The organism is Marinobacter daqiaonensis (genome assembly GCF_900115285.1).
Taxonomy (GTDB): domain Bacteria; phylum Pseudomonadota; class Gammaproteobacteria; order Pseudomonadales; family Oleiphilaceae; genus Marinobacter; species Marinobacter daqiaonensis.
Map to the genome: position 1 here is coordinate 2,125,439 of NZ_FOYW01000001.1, position 17,176 is coordinate 2,142,614.

A 17,176-nucleotide genomic window follows, 5' to 3' on the forward strand; every position below is an offset into this window, starting at 1 on the left:
CTGCTGACATCCTGATCAACGCAAGCTGACAATACCTACCAGCCTAGAAAATCGTCAACGTTTTGTTGAATCGGGACGCGAAATCGTGACGATGCTCTCATAACTTTAACTATCTGTACCGTCCCCCCATATATCATGGGTGACACCTAATCTTCGTTCGAAAGCCTGCGCACGAGCTCCACACGACGATTCAGACGGCGGCCCTCTGCAGACTCGTTACCTGCCACCGGCGCGTAAGGACCAACTCCAGCGGGTTCCAGACGGTTGCCCGTAACCGGGTAATCCATCTCCAGCGCTTTAACTACAGAGGCCGCCCGGCGGGATGAGAGGCTCAGATTATAGCTGCCTTCACCTGTGTCATCGGTATGACCGACCACATACAGCTCCAGCTCGGGATGAGACTCAAGGAGGTCCGAAATGGTTTTGAGCGCATCAGCGGATTCTGGCTTTACGGTGGTCGAGTCGGTGTCGAAATAGATGCCGTAAACCAGAGCCTTACCCGATTGCTGGATTTCCTGATACAACTGATCGGAATCAACTCTGACCAGATCCGTTTCAGCTCCTCTTTCCTCTACAACGGCCTGCTGAATCCAAACGTCGCCTTCAAACCCGCCAAAATACACCGCAATGACAATACGACCGTGACCAGTTCCACGACTCGCCACGAGGTAATACGGCGCTCGGTAGTAGTTTTCAACATCACGGTCAACCGCCAGGCTTTCCGCCAATGCCAGGGACGCCGATTCATCTCCACATTCATCAAGCTCACACGTGTATTCCAGCGAGAACCCCAGCATCTTTATTGCTTCGAGATAGTTCCGGTAGATCTTCAGAGTCGAAACGTTCTTCGCCTCATAGCTGTACTGGCGAATGTCTCCGACCAGATCCAGTTTTTTGGAAGTCTCGCCTTCCGAATTCAGGACACCGATGGCGATCGTCATCTTCTCATACTCAACGTTTCTGGACCGGAGCAAGCGAGTTTCCGGGTAGCGGGCAATCATGGGGTGGTCCTGCTGCTTTTCCTCTGCGGTACGTCGGTCCCCTAAGGTTGTGGCCGCAGGCTTTTTTTCCAGGTAATCCTCCGCAACAGCGACGAGTCCATTTTCCAGCGGTACGTCCTCAACTACGACCTGATGTAGCCACACGTCCCCTTCGAATCCACCTATGAAGAGGCTCAGATTTACTAGGCCTTTTGCGCTATCGAGTTTTGCGTGAATAAAATACGGCTTACGGTAATAGTTGCCAACATAGCTATCACCCGCCACAGCTGAAGCCAGATCAAGCAGCCCTGTGTTTTTACCACCACACTGATCCAGCTCGCATACCGTCAAGAGCTTTGCTCCCACGATTTTGAGGGCCTTTCTGTAATTCTCGAATACCTTGAACGTGGACACGCCTTCGATCTCATAGGTAATTCGGCTGAGATTGCCCACCAGAGCCTCGCCGGACAGATTACCTTCGGCATCCGCCGGACCGGTCGGCAGCGAAACTTTTTCATACTCGGTATAAAGCTGGCTTTTGATCTCTGCACCAGGATAACGGCTCAGCAGAGGATGGTCTTGAGCATCAGCAATAACCAACGGCGAAAGTAAACAGAGAGTCAACAGGCCAAGCATTCTGAAGAACATGAACATTCCTTATTCACCTTGAAAATAGACTACGCTCGCAATACCGTCAGGACGACGACACGCTTGCATCGTGTTCCTTGAGCGAACGGAAATCGGTATTCCGCCCAAGCGGATGGGTAACCTTACCAAGACCGCCTGACATGTTTATGGGCCGAGAAAAGAACCGTGATTCATGTCACGGATAAAGTCCTGATAAGGTACTAACGATGTAATACCTGTCAAAGCCCCCGGGCAACTCAGCGTTCACCAATCAAGTAATTTTGCGGTAGTCCGCAGATGTCGACTCCGAGCGGCAGGTACAACTATACTCAGCCAAATCCACGATAATCGAAGGACCGCGCCATGAGTGATCTTGAAACCCGCTTCAACGAAGCCGTGGATTTCATCCAGAAGGGAGAGGGCGATGCCCGTCCCTCCAACGAACAGAAACTGGAATTTTACGCCCTCTACAAGCAGGCGACAGAGGGTGACGTTTCCGGCAAACGGCCCGGTATGATGGACTTTGTCGGTCGCGCCAAGTTCGATGCCTGGGAAAAGCTCAAGGGCATGTCCCGGGAAGAGGCCATGCAGCGTTACGTTGACCGACTGGAGGAGCTCCGGGGCTGACGGGATATCCGCCCGGGCGCAGGGGGCAATCCGCGACGGTTTTTTTGCGGTGGTCAAGTGCCTGTCATCTCAGGCCGTCACCATGGCACCAAGAGAGGCACATTCTGGCCTCGCCGTCAGCAGGAAACCTCCCATGCATCTGACCGAAGCGCTCGAGCGGAGCCAGCCCGGGCTGTTTTACCGCATCCAGTGCGCCATGAGCAAACACAGCCTGAACCGGCGGACCGAGCAGACCTACCTGCACTGGATATCACGGTTTGTGTATTTTCACCAGTCCAAGGCGGCGGACGCCCTGGAAAACAAGGACCAGCACCTGTTCCTGAACTACCTGAGCGACCGGATCCAGGTCTCCCGGGCGAGGCTCAATCAGGCGCAACACGCGCTTACCCTGTTTTATGCGGATGTTCTGCAGAAGACAGATCCGGACCAGCAACCACATCTGAGCCACTATGCGAGCAAAGTTGATTACCCGGGCCGGCTTCGAGGCCCTGAAGGCGGAGATGGAACATCTCTGGCGGGTTGAACGCCCGGAGGTCACCCGCAAGGTGACCTGGGCCGCGAGCCTGGGCGATCGCAGCGAAAACGCCGATTACCAGTACAACAAGAAGCGGCTGCGTGAAATCGATCGCCGCTTTCGCTACCTGGAAAAACGCTCGCGGGAACTGAGGGTGGTGGACTACGCCCCCGAACAGGAAGACCGGGTTTTCTTCGGTGCCTGGGTGGAGGTGGAGAACGAGCAGGGAGACACCCGCCGCTTCCGCATCGTCGGTTATGACGAGCTGGATCTGGACAAGCGCTTTATCTCCATTGATTCCCCCATGGCCCGCGCACTGCTGAAGAAGCAGGTGGACGATGAGGCTATCGTCACTACGCCGGAAGGGCCGGTGGCCTGGTATGTCACCGCTATCGACTACGAAAAAACCTGATCCCCGACCCTCTGTCCGATGCAAAAAAAAACCCCGCCGAAAGGCGGGGTCAAGGCTAGCGCTGTGCTGGAGGGAAAAGCAGACGGAACCTTTGTCTGCTTAACTGCTGCAGTGCTTATTATGCATGGTCGCTGTTAAGGCGAGGTGGCGATGGAATGACATTTTCTTCAGGACGGCGCGGATCCCGACCGGCATCCGCCAGGCACTTTATCAAGGTTTTCAGGGGCTCGGCAGGGTGAGCAATTAACCCGACGGGGCAGTAGGTTGTATACTCTAAACAACAACCCCACTATTCCCGCAATCCAATCTCATCCATCTCAGGGAATTGCTCCATGAACAGACAAGACATCGGTCAGGTCGGCCTGAAGGCCATTGACGCTCTGGGTTATCAACTGGACCGGCTGGGCATCACCGACAAGGTGAATCGCCACAACCTGGCGGCTTTCGTGATGGCCGAGCAGCATCACCTGGAGGGCGAATGGGACAGCCTCCAGACCCGGCTGGATCGCTATCGCTCCCGTGCGGAGGACCTCCTTGACGGCCTTGAGCGCGACGGGGCTCCTGTCCTCCGGTCGGTTGCGGGACGCATCAACCGGTTCCGCAGGAGCGACTCTCAGGCCGACTGATCCTGTTCCTGCCGGGTTGTCGAGTCCTTGGCGGCCACCGACCTTAACCGTTTTCTCCGGTCATGATAACGGGGCAGCGTGATCCGAACCCTTAACCCGGGGTATTCCTCTCGCCCCGGATGATGGTCGCTGACCTCAATGGTGCCCCGATGGATCTCGGCCACCGCGCTTACCAGGCTCAGGCCAAGCCCATTGCCAGGCAGGGAACGGCTCTTGCCCACCCGATAGAAACGCTGGAAGATCTTGTCTTTCTCGTCGTCCGGGACACCAACGCCGCTATCAGCCACCTCGAAGATCACGGTGTCGTCCTCCTGGCTCACCCGGATCACGATCTCGCCCCTTTCCGGGGTGTACTTGATGGCATTGTCGATCAGGTTGCTCACCATCTGGAACAACAGGTCCCGGTCCCCTTCCACGGTAATCTCACGATCAATGTCCTGGGTGAAGGTCTGGGCCTTGTCTTCCGCTACCGCCTCGTAGAGTTCACAGGCGTCGCCGACCAGGGTCCCCAGGGCCACCGGGCGGAGGTCGGCCGTCGTATTGCCGCGGGTTTCCAGGCGCGCAATCCGCAACAGGGCGTTGAAGGTGGCCAGCAGCTGATCGGCTTCCGCCACCGCCTTCGCCGCCTGATCCCGGGCCTCGTCGTTGTCCACCAGCATCAGCGTGGTCTCCAGCTGGTTGCGCAGGCGGGTCAGGGGGGTTCGCAGGTCGTGGGCAATGCTGTCCGAGACGTGGCGGATGCCTTCCATCAGGTAGACGATCCGGTCCAGCATCTGGTTGAGGTTTTCTGCAAGCTGGTCGAAGTCGTCCTGGGTTCCCCGGGTGGGAATGCGCTGTGACAGGTGACCGTTCATGATCTTGCGGGAGGTGTTGTTGATCACCTCGATCCGCCGGGTGGTGCTGCGACTCATCATGAAGCCCCCCAGCAATGCCAGGGCGAGGGTAATGCCCATACCCCAGTTGATCGCGGTTTCGATCAGCTCCTTGAGGGTGTTGAGCTCATCCACATCCCGCCCCACCAGGAGCCGCAAGCCGCCCTGGACCTCGAAAATACGGGCCCGCGCCATGCGGGGCGGGCCGGACCATCCCAGGCTCTCGTCCAGGGTGAAATTGATCCAGCCACCCTGGCCCTGGGCCTCTTCAGGCCAGGAGCTCAGGTTGCCCGCCAGCTTCAGATTTTCGTCGGTGGTGAGCAGATACAGGGACTTGGCATTGGGGTCACGAGCCACCCGTTCACGAATGACCGTGATCAGGCCGTTGACACCCCGTCCCCGGTACTGCTCCGCCAGCCCCGCGATTTCCGCCTCGATGGTTTCATCGGTCTGGGCGGTCATGAAGCCGGCGGTACGCCAATAGATGAATGCCAGCAACAGGAACACAGAGGTGGCGAACACCACCATGTAGAGCAGGGCCAGCTGAAATGTGGAGGTTCTTAGCTGACTAAGCAGTTTCACGCAGCATGTATCCGGCACCTCTCACCGTCTGTAGCAGCGGGGTATCGAACTCCTTGTCGATCTTGGCCCGAAGGCGGCTGATGTGCACATCAATAACGTTGGTCTGGGGATCGAAATGGTAATCCCATACCTTTTCCAGCAGCATGGTCCGGGTGACCACCTGACCCGCGTTGCGCATCAGGTACTCCAGCAAGCGGAATTCCCGGGGCTGGACATCGATACTCTGTCCGGCCCGCTTGACGGTCCGGGCCAGCAGGTCCATCTCCAGATCCGCCACCCGGAGCACGGTTTCGGTCTCGGCGGACTGCCGGTTCCTGCGTACCAGCGACTCGATCCGGGCCAGCAACTCGGTGAAGGAAAAGGGCTTGGTGAGGTAATCGTCGCCACCGCCACGAAGACCTTCCACCCGGTCATCCACATCCCCCAGGGCACTGAGAATCAGCACCGGAACCTGATTTCCCGTGGCCCTGACCGTCTTGACGATGGAGAGCCCGTCCATACCCGGTAACATCCGGTCCACAATCATGATGTCGTAGTCTTCGCTGGCGGCCATCATCATTCCTTCCCTGCCGTCAGCTGCGTGATCCACCACGAAATCGGACTCCTTGAGTCCTTTCACAAGGTAGCTTGCCACGTCCTGATCGTCTTCGATTACCAGTGCTTTCACCGGTCTTCCTCCCGCCTGACTGTGTACTCGCGATTACAGGATCCAGGCCCCGCCGTGCGGGTGCCCTGGTACTGTTAATGTCGCCCAGAGTAAGGGCTGGCATGATTGGCTGCCAGTTACGATCCTGTAAGAGGGTGTCGTCATAGACGACGGTCAAAATTGCCCCGAATTCAGCCGTCCAGCCACCCCAGGCCTGCCTCCGTGGTGGTCAGGGGCCGATATTCGGCACTTACCCAGCCATCATACCCGGCCTCGTCCAGGACCCGAAAGATGGATCGAAAGTTAATCTCGCCGGTGCCCGGCTCGTGGCGGCCCGGATTGTCCGCAAACTGGATGTGACCAATACGGGGCATCAGCCGCTGCAGTGTCCGGATCAGGTCCCCCTCCATGATCTGCATGTGGTAGAGGTCGTACTGCAGGCGGACATTGTCCGCACCGACCTCATCAATAAGTTGCAGCACCCGGGAGGAGGTGTCCAGCATGAAGCCCGGCATATCCACACGGGAGTTGATGGCTTCCAGGCACAGGGTGATGCCCTCATCAGCCAGCCGGCCGGCGGCGTAGCGAACGTTCTCCCGCAGTGTCTCCCACTGCCTGGCCTCGTCCACACCCGGTGCCCTCAGGCCCGCCAGGCAATTGAGCCGCCGGCATTCAAGGACACGGGCGTAACGAATGGCATCCTCCACCCCCGTCCGGAATTCGGACTCCCTGCCCGGCAACGCGGCAATGCCTCGCTCGCCGGCCTCCCAGTCGCCCGGCGGCAGGTTGAACAGCACCTGGGTCTGCCCCTGCTCACGGAGCCAGCCCGCCAGTTGCTGTTCCGGCCAGGCGTAGGGAAAAAGAAACTCCACGCCATCGAAGCCGGCATGTCGGGCAGCGGCGAACCTTTGCTCGAACGGTACCTCGTTGAACAGGAGGGTCAGGTTGGCGGCAAATCTCGGCATCTGGCAGCTATCCTTCCTTCGATTCCGGGCGAGTGCGGCCCAGGCGGGCGCCATTAATGTGCTCCAGCTCCAACAGCAAACCACTGTGGTCCACATCTGCATGGCCGTTGGCGACCAGGGACAGATAGGTATTATGGGCCTGCTGGGCCAGGGGTAGGGTAAGGCCCTCCGCCCTGGCCTCGTCCAGGATCATACGAAGGTCCTTGAGCTGGATACGGGCCGGGGCGCCCGGTGCGAAATCCCGGTCGATCATGCGCTGGCCATGCTGCTCGAGGATCCTGCTGCCAGCAAAGCCGCCCAGCAGGGCTTCCCGCACCGCAACCGGATCCGCTCCACCCCGGCTTGCGAGCAACAGCGCCTCCGACACCGCACCGATGGTCACGCCGACAATCGCCTGATTGGCCAGTTTCGCCAGTTGCCCTGCCCCCACGGGTCCGATGTGAGTAACCCGGCCCAGTGCCGCAAGCACCCCCTGCACCGATTCCAGGTGTGCGGCTTCACCACCGGCCATGATGCTGAGTGTCCCCGACTCCGCGCCCCGGGTCCCGCCGGACACCGGTGCATCCAGGTAGCCAGCGCCCCTCTCCGCCGCCATGGCAGCATGGCGGCGGGCCAGGGAGGGCTGGACGGAGCTCATGTCGATCAGCACGGCGCCTTCACCCAGGGCATCGATAACGCCCTGGCGAACCAGCACGTCCTCCACCACGTCGCCATTTTCCAGCATGGTGATGACCACGTCGGCACCCGCGACGGCTTCTGCCGGTGAAGGGGCAACGTCGGCCTGCTCTTTAAAGGGTTCGCATTTGGCAGCGGTGCGGTTCCAGAGGGTCATCCGGAAGCCAGCCGCCAGCAGATTGGCGGTCATGGGCGCACCCATGAGCCCGATGCCCAGAAAAGCGATATGGGGTCTTGCCATTGGCTTTCTCTCTGTAAACAAAAAACGCCACCGGCCGGTCACGGCGGGTGGCGTTTATCATAGCAGGGATCAGGCGAGGATCAGGCGGCTTCCGCCATCTGCGCCCTGATCTTCTTCATGGCGTTCTTCTCAAGCTGCCGGATCCGCTCCGCGGAGACACCGTATTTGTCCGCCAACTCATGAAGTGTGGACTTGCTCTCGGTCAGCCAGCGCTCCCGGAGGATATCCTGGCTGCGCTTATCCAGGCTTTCGAGAGCCTCCATCAGGCGACTGTTGGAGTCCTCGGTCCAGTCTGACTGCTCCAGTTGGGTGGCTGGATCACTGCGGCGGTCCTCCAGGTAATAGGCCGGGGCCTGGTAGGCATTATCGTCATCGTCATCCTGGGGGCCATCGAAGGCGGTGTCCTGGGAGGCAAGACGGCCTTCCATCTCCCGTACTACCCGCGGTTCCACACCGAGGTCACTGGCAACCGCATTGAGTTCATCCTGATTCAGCCAGGCCAGACGCTTTTTCTGGCTGCGCAGATTAAAGAACAGCTTCCGCTGGGCCTTGGTTGTGGCGACCTTGACGATCCGCCAGTTACGCAGAATGAACTCGTGAATCTCCGCCTTGATCCAGTGCACCGCGAAGGACACCAGCCGGACCCCGTACTCGGGGTTGAATCGTTTAACGGCTTTCATCAGTCCCACGTTGCCTTCCTGGATCAGGTCGGCCTGGGCCAGCCCGTAACCGGAGTAACTGCGGGCAATGTGAATAACGAAACGCAGATGGGAGAGCACCAGTGTACGCGCCGCCTCCACATCTTCGTCATAGTAGAGGCGCTCGGCAAGCTTACGCTCCTCATCCGGGGTCAGAACCGGAATGCGGGCGGCTGCCTGAATGTAGGACTCCAGGTTGGTACCCGGAACAAGACGATCGGCCAACTGTAGACTCGTACCCATGTGTCTCCTCCCTCCCAAGCGGTCTATGGCAAAAAATGAATCAATAGACCGCCAAAACTGGTAAATATATTCCGGCTCACAGTACTCGAAAACATTGAACTTACATCAGATCTGGAGCCGGATATGTAGCCATAATCATGTCACTCTGGCTACTCGCATCTGCATTATGCCACACTCCGTTACGTTCAGTGACTAACATAGGTTTAACTACGGAAATCCCGCCATACGGTGTTTCCCTAACGCAGCATTGTCTTCCGCGGCCATCGCCCCCACCGTCTCTGCGCCTGGCAAGCCTTCGGCTCCAGCCAGAAATCAGGAACCGGCGATTTCTCCCGGCTCGATGGCATCGAGGTGGCGCCGTACCGCCAGCCATGCCCCTAGCCAGCCCAGCGAGACAGCGACGAGCAGCAGGCCCAACATGCCATCCGCCGGCAGACCGTGGAGCTCGAAATTGCTGTTGTACAGCATCGCCAGGTCCCGCACGGGACCATTGAGCCACCAGACCGACAGCTGCAGGATGACAACCGCGACCACGCCACCCCCCAGGCCATACCATATACCGGTATAGAGAAACGGCCGGCGGACAAACGCATCCGTTCCTCCCACCAGCTTTGCCACCAGGATTTCATCCCGGCGATTCTCAATAGCCAGCCGAATGGTATTGCCAATGACCAGAATGACTGCTGCCGCCAGCAATCCTGTCAGTACCCAGACAGCCCTGGCGATGAGGTCCGTCATTGCCGCCAGCCGCTGCAACCAGCCCATATCCACCTGAACCCTTGCCACTTCCTCATAGCCCCCCAGGTCGCCGGAAAGGCGATCGACGCCCATTGCCGTGCGGGCCTCGTCCACCGGTGTCACCAAGAGGGTGTGGGGAAGCGGATTGTCGTCCAGATAATCGAGCGCATCGGCCAGGCCGGAACTGGCCCGGAATTCAGCAAGGGCCTCATCCCGGTGGATCAGGGCGACATCGGCGACATCAGGTCGTTCCCGCAGGGTTGCCTGGAGCCGGGCTGCCTCGTCACCGGACACGGAGTCCGCCAGATACACTGTCACCCTTGCGGCGCTCTCCCAGCCCGCGCTGACTCCCTGGAGGCTGGTCAGCAGCAGCAACAGCCCCATCGGCAGGGCGAGGGCAATCCCCATTACCGCCCAGGTCATGGCACTGGCCACCGGCGTGCGCAGCAGACGACGGGCACTGTCTCTGGCCACCTTCAGATGGTGGGCACGATAACTGGCGAGAAGGGCGCCGAGGGATGGCCGCGACTGACCGGCGCCACGGCCGGGGCGGTCTGACTGCTGGCGGTGCTGACGGCCGCTCATGCCACCACCCTGCCGGCCGGCGGAGTGGTCAGGAGCTCGCCGTGGGCCAGGGTCAGCCGGCGGCGCCCCATGGACTCGATCAGGGCAATGTCGTGGGTTGCGATCAGCACCGTAACGCCCACCTGACTGAATTGCTCGAACAGGTGCATGATGTCTGCGGACAGCTCCGGGTCAAGGTTACCGGTGGGCTCGTCCGCCAGCAGCACCGGCGGTTTATTGACCACCGCCCTGGCGATACCCACACGCTGCTGCTCGCCGCCGGAGAGCTGGACGGGGTTCATCTTTTCCTTGCTGAGCAGGCCCACCTTGTCGAGGGCGGCGCGGACCCGGCGGCCGATGTCCTGGTGCGACACCCCCATGACTTCCAGTGGCATGGCCACGTTATCGAAGACGGTGCGGTCGAACAGCAGCTGATGGTTCTGGAAGACCGCCCCTATATGACGGCGGACATAGGGAATCTGTCGCCGCGGCATGGTGTTGAGCAACTGTCCCCCCACCACTACCTTGCCCGCAGAAGGACGCTCCATCAGCAGAATCAGCTTGAGCAGGGTACTCTTGCCGGCCCCCGAATGCCCGGTCAGGAAGGCCAGCTCACCCCGGCCAAGGCCAAAAGAAACGTGCCGCAACGCCGTGTGATCGCTGTCGTAGCGTTTGGAGACCTGCTGGAACTCAATCATTGCGGCCTACTTCCTGGTTCGATAATGCCGGACAACGCCAGTCTGCCACCTGCTCAGTCGTCGAACAGGGCGTCTACGAAGGTCTCCGGCTCAAACGGCCGCAGATCTTCCACCTGCTCCCCGACACCGATGTAGCGGATTGGCAGACCCAGCTGCCGGGCAATGGCGAATACAATGCCCCCCTTGGCGGTGCCATCAAGCTTGGTAAGCGTGATACCACTGACTCCCACGGCCTGCTGGAACACCTGGGCCTGGCTCAGGGCGTTCTGGCCGGTACCGGCATCCAGCACCAGCATGACTTCATGGGGCGCGGTATGGTCCAGTTTTTTCATGACCCGCACCACCTTTTCCAGCTCGGCCATGAGATTGTCCTTGTTCTGCAGGCGGCCTGCTGTGTCCGCAATCACGACATCAACACCCCGGGACTGGGCCGACTGGACAGCGTCGTAGATGACTGAGGCACTGTCAGCACCCGTGTGCTGAGCCACTACCGGCACATTGTTACGCTCGCCCCAGACCTGCAACTGTTCGACCGCGGCCGCGCGGAAAGTATCCCCCGCCGCCAGCATCACCGAATGCCCCTCCTTCTGGAACTGGCGGGCCAGCTTGCCGATGGTGGTGGTCTTGCCAACACCGTTCACACCCACCATGAGCATGACCCACGGCTTCCTGCTACTGTCGATGACGAGGGGCTCCTGGCTTTCCGCCAGCATCGCCCGCAACTCTTCCTTGAGGGCGTTTTTCAGTGCAGCGCCATCCTTCAGCTGGCTGCGATTGAGCTTCTCCGTCAGTGAATCAATGATCTCGGTGGTTGCGGTAACGCCCACATCCGCCATCAGAAGGGTGGTCTCGATCTCCTCAAGAAGGTCCTCGTCCACCTTGCTGCCGGCCGAGAACAGCCCTGACAGACCGGCGCCGAAGCTGGCGCGGGTCTTGCCAAGCCCTGACTTGATGCGCTGGAAAACACTGATCTTCTTCTCCGGCTCCGCGGGCGGCTCCGGGACTTCTTCCGGAGTGACCACCGCAGTGTCGGGTACCGGCGGGACTTCCGGCTCCGGGGCAACCTCAGGTTCCGGCACCACTTCCGGTTCGGCCGTCACTTCCGGAGCCGGCGCGGCTTCCCGATTCAGCGGTTTTGGTGGTGGCCCGCGCGGAGCCTCCAGCTTGCGCTGGGGCACGGGTTTGGGGCGGGGCGCCGCTGCACGCCGCTTGGCCACGTCCACCACAAAGGCCAGAACCAGCAGCACCAGAAGGCCGATCAGAATCCACTCTGCCATCATTTGTCATACCATTTTTTCGGGAGGGAGCGACGGCCCTTAACAGAAGCCGTCGTCAGGAAAGCGCTCATTCTAGCGGCAGGGGCGTTCCGGGTCCAAACCCGCTTACCGGAAGGACAGGATTCCGCTACCATGATCGCCGATCATCAACTCCGGAATACAAGAACCATGAGCCGCCGCCAACCCCGTCCGGGGCGACAGACCAGCAAACAGGCCCGCAGCACCGAAGGTGAGCTGAGAATCATCGGGGGTGACTGGCGTAGCCGGGTGCTTCGTTTTCCCGACGAGGGCGGTGTCCGGCCCACGCCGGCCCGTACCCGGGAAACCCTGTTCAACTGGCTCAACTTCCAGCTGCCCGGCAGCCGCTGCCTCGACCTGTTCAGCGGCAGCGGCGTTCTGGGCCTGGAAGCCCTTTCCCGGGGCGCATCACACGTTCGCTTCGTCGATCATACTCCCGGCCTTGCCCGGGCATTGCGGGAGAATCTGAGGAAACTGAATTCCCAGGGAGGTGAGGTGATCTGCCAGGAGGTAATCGCCTTTCTGGACCAACCGGCGGCAGACCCGGTGGATATCCTGTTCATGGACCCACCTTTCCGCCAGGGCTGGCTCGAGCAGCTCATCCCGCTGATAACGGAACGGGGCTGGTTACGCCCCAGTGGCTGGGTCTATCTCGAGTACGAGAGCGACAGGAGCGCGCCGGACGTTCCGGCGCACTGGCACCTGCACCGCGCAAAAAGCGCGGGTCAGGTGACCTATGCCCTGTATCAGCTTGATGATCAGGCGGGGCGCAGTGAATAGGCTCGCAGATGGGCGGCGAAGTCTTCCAGGTAACGGATGCCACTGGCCTCCGCCCGCCGGCACCACTCCATCAGCGCCTGCAGTTTCTCCTGGGGCTTGACCCCGCGACGGCGCCACAGCGCCTGCAACTCGTGACTCATGTCGTAGATCTGACGCAGGGCCGGATTGGTCTCCAGCACGGTCTCCAGATGAGCCTGGTCCTGGGGCGGAATCAGAGAGGTTTCCCGGGACAATAGTTTCCTCAGGCGCCGATAACGCGGGCGGATGGCGTCGTCCAGCAGTGCCTGTTGCTGGCGCAGGACCGGCTCCATTACCCGCTTGCGGTACTGGCGCATGATGTCGAAGCGGTTGTTCGTAATCGCCTGCACGGTTTCCACGTCAACCTCCTGTTTGCCGGGGACCCAGTGGGCAACGGGCCGGTAACCCTTGGGCGTTGCCAGGCCAAACAGCTGGAACAGGCGGATGTAGCCCCAGCCAATGTCCACCTCATACCAGCGCCGGGAAAGCTTGGCGGAATTGGGGTAGGTGTGGTGATTGTTGTGGAGCTCCTCACCGCCAATCAGTATGCCCAGTGGAGAGATGTTGCGGGCATTGTCCTGGCATTCGAAGTTACGATAGCCCATGTAATGGCCGATACCGTTGACCACGCCCGCCGCCCAGACCGGAATCCACATCATCTGTATCGCCCAGATCCAGATACCATGGACACCGAACAACGCCAGGTTGACGGCGAACATCAGGGTAATCCCGAGATTACGGTGGCGACTGTAGACGTTACGCTCAACCCAGTCCTCGGGTGTGCGCTGACCAAACCGTTCGAGAGTTTCCGGCGTAACGGCCTCGGCATAAAGCTCGGCGCCCTCGAACAGGACCTTGCGAATACCCCTGACCACCGGACTGTGGGGATCGTTCTCCGTTTCCGTGGTGGCATGATGTTTGCGATGGATGGCAGTCCATTCGCGAGTATTGATACTGGTTGAGACCCACAACCAGAAGCGGAAAAAATGCTTCAGCACGGGGTGCAGATCCAGAGCGTTGTGGGCCGAGTGCCGGTGGAGATAGAGCGTGACACTGACAATGGTGACATGCGTCATTGCCAGCGTAACCAGTATGAGCTGGACCCAGGAAAGGTTCAGCAAACCGTTGTACCACATGGGGGTATTCCTCAAATTCTTGTCGGACTGCCAGATCGGGGACTGTCAGAAGTAAGCGCCTCCACCCTCCAGAAGGGTGGGGCATGCCTCTCACTTTAGCGTACAGATGTACGCCGAAACAATGGGTCTTATAGTGCTTTTTATTACCGTTTACTTAGGAGCTGTCGGTGCCTGAATTGCCGGAAGTCGAAACCACCCGCCGGGGAATCGCGCCCCATTGCGAAGGCAAGGCGGTCGCCCGGCTTACGATCCGGGATTCCCGCCTGCGCTGGCCAGTGCCCGACGATCTGCCCGAACTGCTGGCCGGCCAGACCCTGCGCCAGGCGGACCGGCGGGCCAAATACCTGCTGCTGAGGTTTGATCACGGCACCGTGCTCGTTCATCTGGGAATGTCCGGAAGCCTGCGGGTGATAACCGACGGCAGCAGCCCCCTGAAACACGACCATATCGAGCTGCTGTTTAACGACGGCACCCTCCTGCGCTTCAACGACCCGCGACGGTTTGGCTGCTGGCTATGGTCCACGGAACCGGACCGGCACATACTGCTTGCCAATCTGGGACCGGAACCGCTGTCCGGCGAATTCAGCGGAGCCTATCTGCACCGCAAGGCCCAAGGTCGCAAGACGCCCGTCAAGTCGTTCCTGATGGATAACCGTATTGTGGTGGGCGTCGGCAACATCTACGCCAACGAGGCCCTGTTCAAAACCGGCATCCACCCCAACCGCGCCGCCGGCCGCGTCAGCGCCGGCCGCTACCACCAGCTGTGCGAGGCGGTGAAGGAAACGCTGTCCGGCGCCATCCTCATGGGAGGCACCACGCTGCGGGACTTCGTCAACAGCGACGGCAAGCCGGGCTATTTTGCCCAGTCACTGCAGGCCTACGGCCGCGGCGGCCTGCCCTGCTTCAACTGCCAGCGTCCCCTGAAGGAGATACGGATGAATCAGCGCACAACTGTCTATTGCAGCCACTGCCAGCGTTAGGCAGGCTTGCGGCATCAGTGGTCCTTGCCAAAGCGCTCGCCGTTGAGGCAACCTGAATCATCAACACGTCTGACGGAAAACGCCATGATCGACTGGGCACAGGCAGACACCGTATTCCTGGACATGGACGGTACCCTGCTGGATCTGCACTTTGACAACCATTTCTGGCTGGAGCACCTGCCCCGGCGTTACGCCGAGCACAACCAGCTGAGTGCCGAGCAGGCCAGGGAACTCATCATTCCCATGATCATGGCCGAGCGGGGCACCCTTAACTGGTACTGCACCGACTACTGGAGCGAGCGTCTGAAGCTGGACATCACGGCCCTGAAAGCCGAGGTGGGCGACCGTATTGCCTATCGACCCCACGTAAAGGACTTTCTGGCCGCGCTCCGGCAGAGCCGCCTGAAGCCGGTGATCCTGACCAACTGCCACCCGGATCCGCTGCGGCTGAAGCTCGACCGAACCGGACTCGATCAACTGGTGGACGGTGTTGTGTCAAGCCATGACCTGGGAGCGGCCAAGGAAGACCAGGCCTTCTGGGACGAGCTGTCGAACCGGCACCCTCATCATCGCGAGAAGGCCATCATGGTGGATGACAGCCTGCCTGTACTGATGAGCGCACGCCGTGCCGGCATTGGCCAGTGCCTGGCGATTCTGCAGCCGGACAGCCGGCAGCCGGTCCGCGAGCGGCCAGCAGGAATGGCGGCCGTGGAGCATTTCAGTGAAGTGCTGCCGGGGCTCTGCCATCACGCCGCGAGGACCGCTATACTATCCCCATAAGTTGCGGCAGAACCGGGGCGGCAGCGCCCGGATTCCCAGCGGAGGACCATGAGCCAGAAAAGAACCGAGACCCAGGCCGGCTCCGGCAAGCTTCAGGTGCGCCTCGACAAGTGGCTGTGGGCTGCCCGCTTTTTCAAGACCCGGACCCTGGCCAAGGAGGCCATCGAAGGGGGCAAGGTCCACTACAACGAGCAACGCAGCAAGCCGGGCAAGATTGTTGAGGTCGGCGCACTTCTGAAGCTACGCCTGGGCTCCCAGGAAAAGGTGGTGATCATTGACGACATCACCGACCGGCGCCGCGGCGCTCCGGAGGCGCAGACTCTCTATCACGAGACCGAAGACAGCATCCGCCGGCGCGAGGATCTCGCCTGGCAGCGCAAGACCCTGCAGGCAGCGCAGCTGCCGCCGGCCCGGCGGCCCAACAAGAAGGACCGGCGGGATATACGAAAATTCCGGGAAGAGCAGGGCCTCTGAGCACACTTTCCGACAGCTGACTGCCACCACCGACCAGCGCTGATGAATACAGGAACCCCGATGTCATCCAACGATCAGTTTCGCAAATTCCTTTTTGAACACAGTCAGGTACGAGGCGCCTGGGTTCACCTGAAAGAGAGCTATGGTGAGATCCTGTCCCAGACCCGCTACCCGGAGCCTGTGGCCCAGTTGCTCGGCGAGTCCCTGGCGGCCAGCGTCCTCATGAGCAGCACCCTCAAGTTCCATGGCACCCTGTCACTGCAGGCCAATGGCGAGGGGCCGGTGACCACCCTCATGGCTGAATGCAGCCACGACCGTTACATCCGGGGCATCGCCCGCTTTGATGACGCTGACAGCACGACCGGTGAGAACCTGAACCAGCTACTGGGCCAGGGCCGCATGGCCATTACCATCACTCCGGAACAGGGCCAGCGGTACCAGGGCGTCGTGCCCCGGGAGGCGGAAACCCTCTCCGGCGCCCTGGAGGAGTATTTCGAGCGCTCGGAACAGCTTTCCACCCGCTTATTCGTGTTTGCGGACGGCAAGCAGTGCGCCGGCCTCCTGATCCAGCGCCTGCCCGGCGCCACCGAGGAGGACGATCAGCTGTGGGAGCGGGTGGAGCATCTGGCCGCCACCATAAGCCAGGAAGAACTGCTGACCCTGGACAGTGAAACGGTGCTGCACCGCCTTTTCCATGAGGAAGAGGTTCGCCTTTACGACCGCGAGCCGGTGGCCTTCCGCTGCAGCTGCAGCCGCGAGCGCACCCTGGCGGCCCTGCAGGCCATCGGCAGGGACGAGTGTTACAGCATTCTGGAGGAGCAGGGCAGCATCGAAATGGACTGCCAGTTCTGTCACGCCCAGTACCGTTTTCAGCGGATTGATATTGATCAACTCTTTGCCGGACACACCCTGCACTGAACATCGGTGCACCAGGCGCCAGCCCAGTAATGGCAAGGCTTCCAGGGCGGTCGTTTTTCCCGGACTTCTCTGGCATAATAGCGCGCC

The 17,176-nt window shown here is 60.5% G+C and carries 19 protein-coding genes; 9 read left to right on the forward strand and 10 right to left on the reverse strand.

Annotation, left to right across the window (positions count from 1 at the left end):
- Positions 1-146: 146 nt before the first annotated feature.
- Positions 147-1,634: an OmpA family protein gene (locus BM346_RS09650; RefSeq protein WP_092011449.1), complete on the reverse strand. Its 1,488-nt coding sequence runs from the start codon at positions 1,632-1,634 to the stop codon at positions 147-149.
- A 336-nt stretch (positions 1,635-1,970) separates the two neighbouring features.
- On the opposite strand from BM346_RS09650, the gene BM346_RS09655 reads away from it, so the two are divergent.
- The 4 genes from BM346_RS09655 (at position 1,971) to BM346_RS09670 (ending at position 3,786) form a co-directional block, all read left to right on the forward strand.
- Positions 1,971-2,234 (forward strand): acyl-CoA-binding protein, encoded by a 264-nt coding sequence (locus BM346_RS09655; protein ID WP_092011452.1) that lies wholly within the window; start codon positions 1,971-1,973, stop codon positions 2,232-2,234.
- Positions 2,235-2,367: 133 nt separating this feature from the next.
- Complete coding sequence (locus BM346_RS09660; protein ID WP_092013560.1) at positions 2,368-2,757, forward strand: phage integrase N-terminal SAM-like domain-containing protein; 390 nt, start codon at positions 2,368-2,370, stop codon at positions 2,755-2,757.
- Positions 2,684-3,160, forward strand: coding sequence for a transcription elongation factor GreB (gene greB, locus BM346_RS09665; protein WP_092011455.1), 477 nt, complete (start codon positions 2,684-2,686; stop codon positions 3,158-3,160). Before BM346_RS09660 ends, greB begins: the two co-directional genes overlap by 74 nt.
- Positions 3,161-3,492: 332 nt before the next feature.
- Positions 3,493-3,786, forward strand: coding sequence for a hypothetical protein (locus BM346_RS09670; RefSeq protein ID WP_092011458.1), 294 nt, complete (start codon positions 3,493-3,495; stop codon positions 3,784-3,786).
- Here BM346_RS09670 and BM346_RS09675 read toward each other — a convergent pair.
- The 8 genes from BM346_RS09675 to ftsY all read right to left on the reverse strand — a co-directional run bounded on the left by BM346_RS09675 (position 3,774) and on the right by ftsY (position 11,988).
- Positions 3,774-5,240 carry a HAMP domain-containing sensor histidine kinase gene (locus BM346_RS09675; RefSeq protein ID WP_092011461.1) on the reverse strand — a complete coding sequence of 489 codons (1,467 nt, stop codon included), beginning with the start codon at positions 5,238-5,240 and terminating at the stop codon, positions 3,774-3,776. The two genes, BM346_RS09670 and BM346_RS09675, sit on opposite strands and share 13 nt — an antisense overlap.
- Complete coding sequence (locus BM346_RS09680; RefSeq protein WP_092011464.1) at positions 5,227-5,907, reverse strand: winged helix-turn-helix domain-containing protein; 681 nt, start codon at positions 5,905-5,907, stop codon at positions 5,227-5,229. Before BM346_RS09680 ends, BM346_RS09675 begins: the two co-directional genes overlap by 14 nt.
- Positions 5,908-6,077: 170 nt before the next feature.
- Entirely contained in the window at positions 6,078-6,851 is a 774-nt protein-coding gene (gene hyi, locus BM346_RS09685) for a hydroxypyruvate isomerase (protein ID WP_092011467.1), read from the reverse strand.
- 7 nt (positions 6,852-6,858) lie between these two features.
- Complete coding sequence (locus tag BM346_RS09690) at positions 6,859-7,767, reverse strand: NAD(P)-dependent oxidoreductase (protein WP_092011469.1); 909 nt, start codon at positions 7,765-7,767, stop codon at positions 6,859-6,861.
- Between the two features lie 80 nt (positions 7,768-7,847).
- Positions 7,848-8,708, reverse strand: a complete 861-nt coding sequence (gene rpoH, locus BM346_RS09695) for an RNA polymerase sigma factor RpoH (RefSeq protein ID WP_092011472.1) — start codon at positions 8,706-8,708, stop codon at positions 7,848-7,850.
- A gap of 312 nt (positions 8,709-9,020) precedes the next feature.
- Positions 9,021-10,031, reverse strand: coding sequence for a permease-like cell division protein FtsX (gene ftsX, locus BM346_RS09700; RefSeq protein WP_092011474.1), 1,011 nt, complete (start codon positions 10,029-10,031; stop codon positions 9,021-9,023).
- Entirely contained in the window at positions 10,028-10,708 is a 681-nt protein-coding gene (gene ftsE, locus BM346_RS09705; protein ID WP_092011477.1) for a cell division ATP-binding protein FtsE, read from the reverse strand. Before ftsE ends, ftsX begins: the two co-directional genes overlap by 4 nt.
- Positions 10,709-10,761: 53 nt before the next feature.
- Complete coding sequence (gene ftsY, locus BM346_RS09710) at positions 10,762-11,988, reverse strand: signal recognition particle-docking protein FtsY (protein WP_092011481.1); 1,227 nt, start codon at positions 11,986-11,988, stop codon at positions 10,762-10,764.
- 165 nt (positions 11,989-12,153) lie between these two features.
- Between ftsY and rsmD the strand changes: the two genes are divergently transcribed.
- A complete protein-coding gene (rsmD, locus tag BM346_RS09715; protein ID WP_092013562.1) occupies positions 12,154-12,783 on the forward strand; it encodes a 16S rRNA (guanine(966)-N(2))-methyltransferase RsmD in 630 nt (209 codons plus the stop codon).
- Here the strand turns inward: rsmD and BM346_RS09720 are convergent.
- Entirely contained in the window at positions 12,762-13,937 is a 1,176-nt protein-coding gene (locus tag BM346_RS09720; protein WP_092011484.1) for a DesA family fatty acid desaturase, read from the reverse strand. The genes rsmD and BM346_RS09720 overlap by 22 nt on opposite strands.
- 167 nt (positions 13,938-14,104) lie before the next feature.
- On the opposite strand from BM346_RS09720, the gene mutM reads away from it, so the two are divergent.
- From mutM to hslO, 4 genes are all read left to right on the forward strand, one after another.
- Positions 14,105-14,917, forward strand: a complete 813-nt coding sequence (gene mutM, locus BM346_RS09725) for a bifunctional DNA-formamidopyrimidine glycosylase/DNA-(apurinic or apyrimidinic site) lyase (protein WP_092011487.1) — start codon at positions 14,105-14,107, stop codon at positions 14,915-14,917.
- Between the two features lie 84 nt (positions 14,918-15,001).
- A complete protein-coding gene (yrfG, locus tag BM346_RS09730) occupies positions 15,002-15,697 on the forward strand; it encodes a GMP/IMP nucleotidase (RefSeq protein ID WP_092011490.1) in 696 nt (231 codons plus the stop codon).
- Positions 15,698-15,745: 48 nt separating this feature from the next.
- A complete protein-coding gene (gene hslR / locus BM346_RS09735) occupies positions 15,746-16,171 on the forward strand; it encodes a ribosome-associated heat shock protein Hsp15 (RefSeq protein WP_092011493.1) in 426 nt (141 codons plus the stop codon).
- Positions 16,172-16,231: 60 nt separating this feature from the next.
- A complete protein-coding gene (hslO, locus tag BM346_RS09740) occupies positions 16,232-17,089 on the forward strand; it encodes an Hsp33 family molecular chaperone HslO (protein ID WP_092011496.1) in 858 nt (285 codons plus the stop codon).
- Positions 17,090-17,176: the final 87 nt, after the last annotated feature.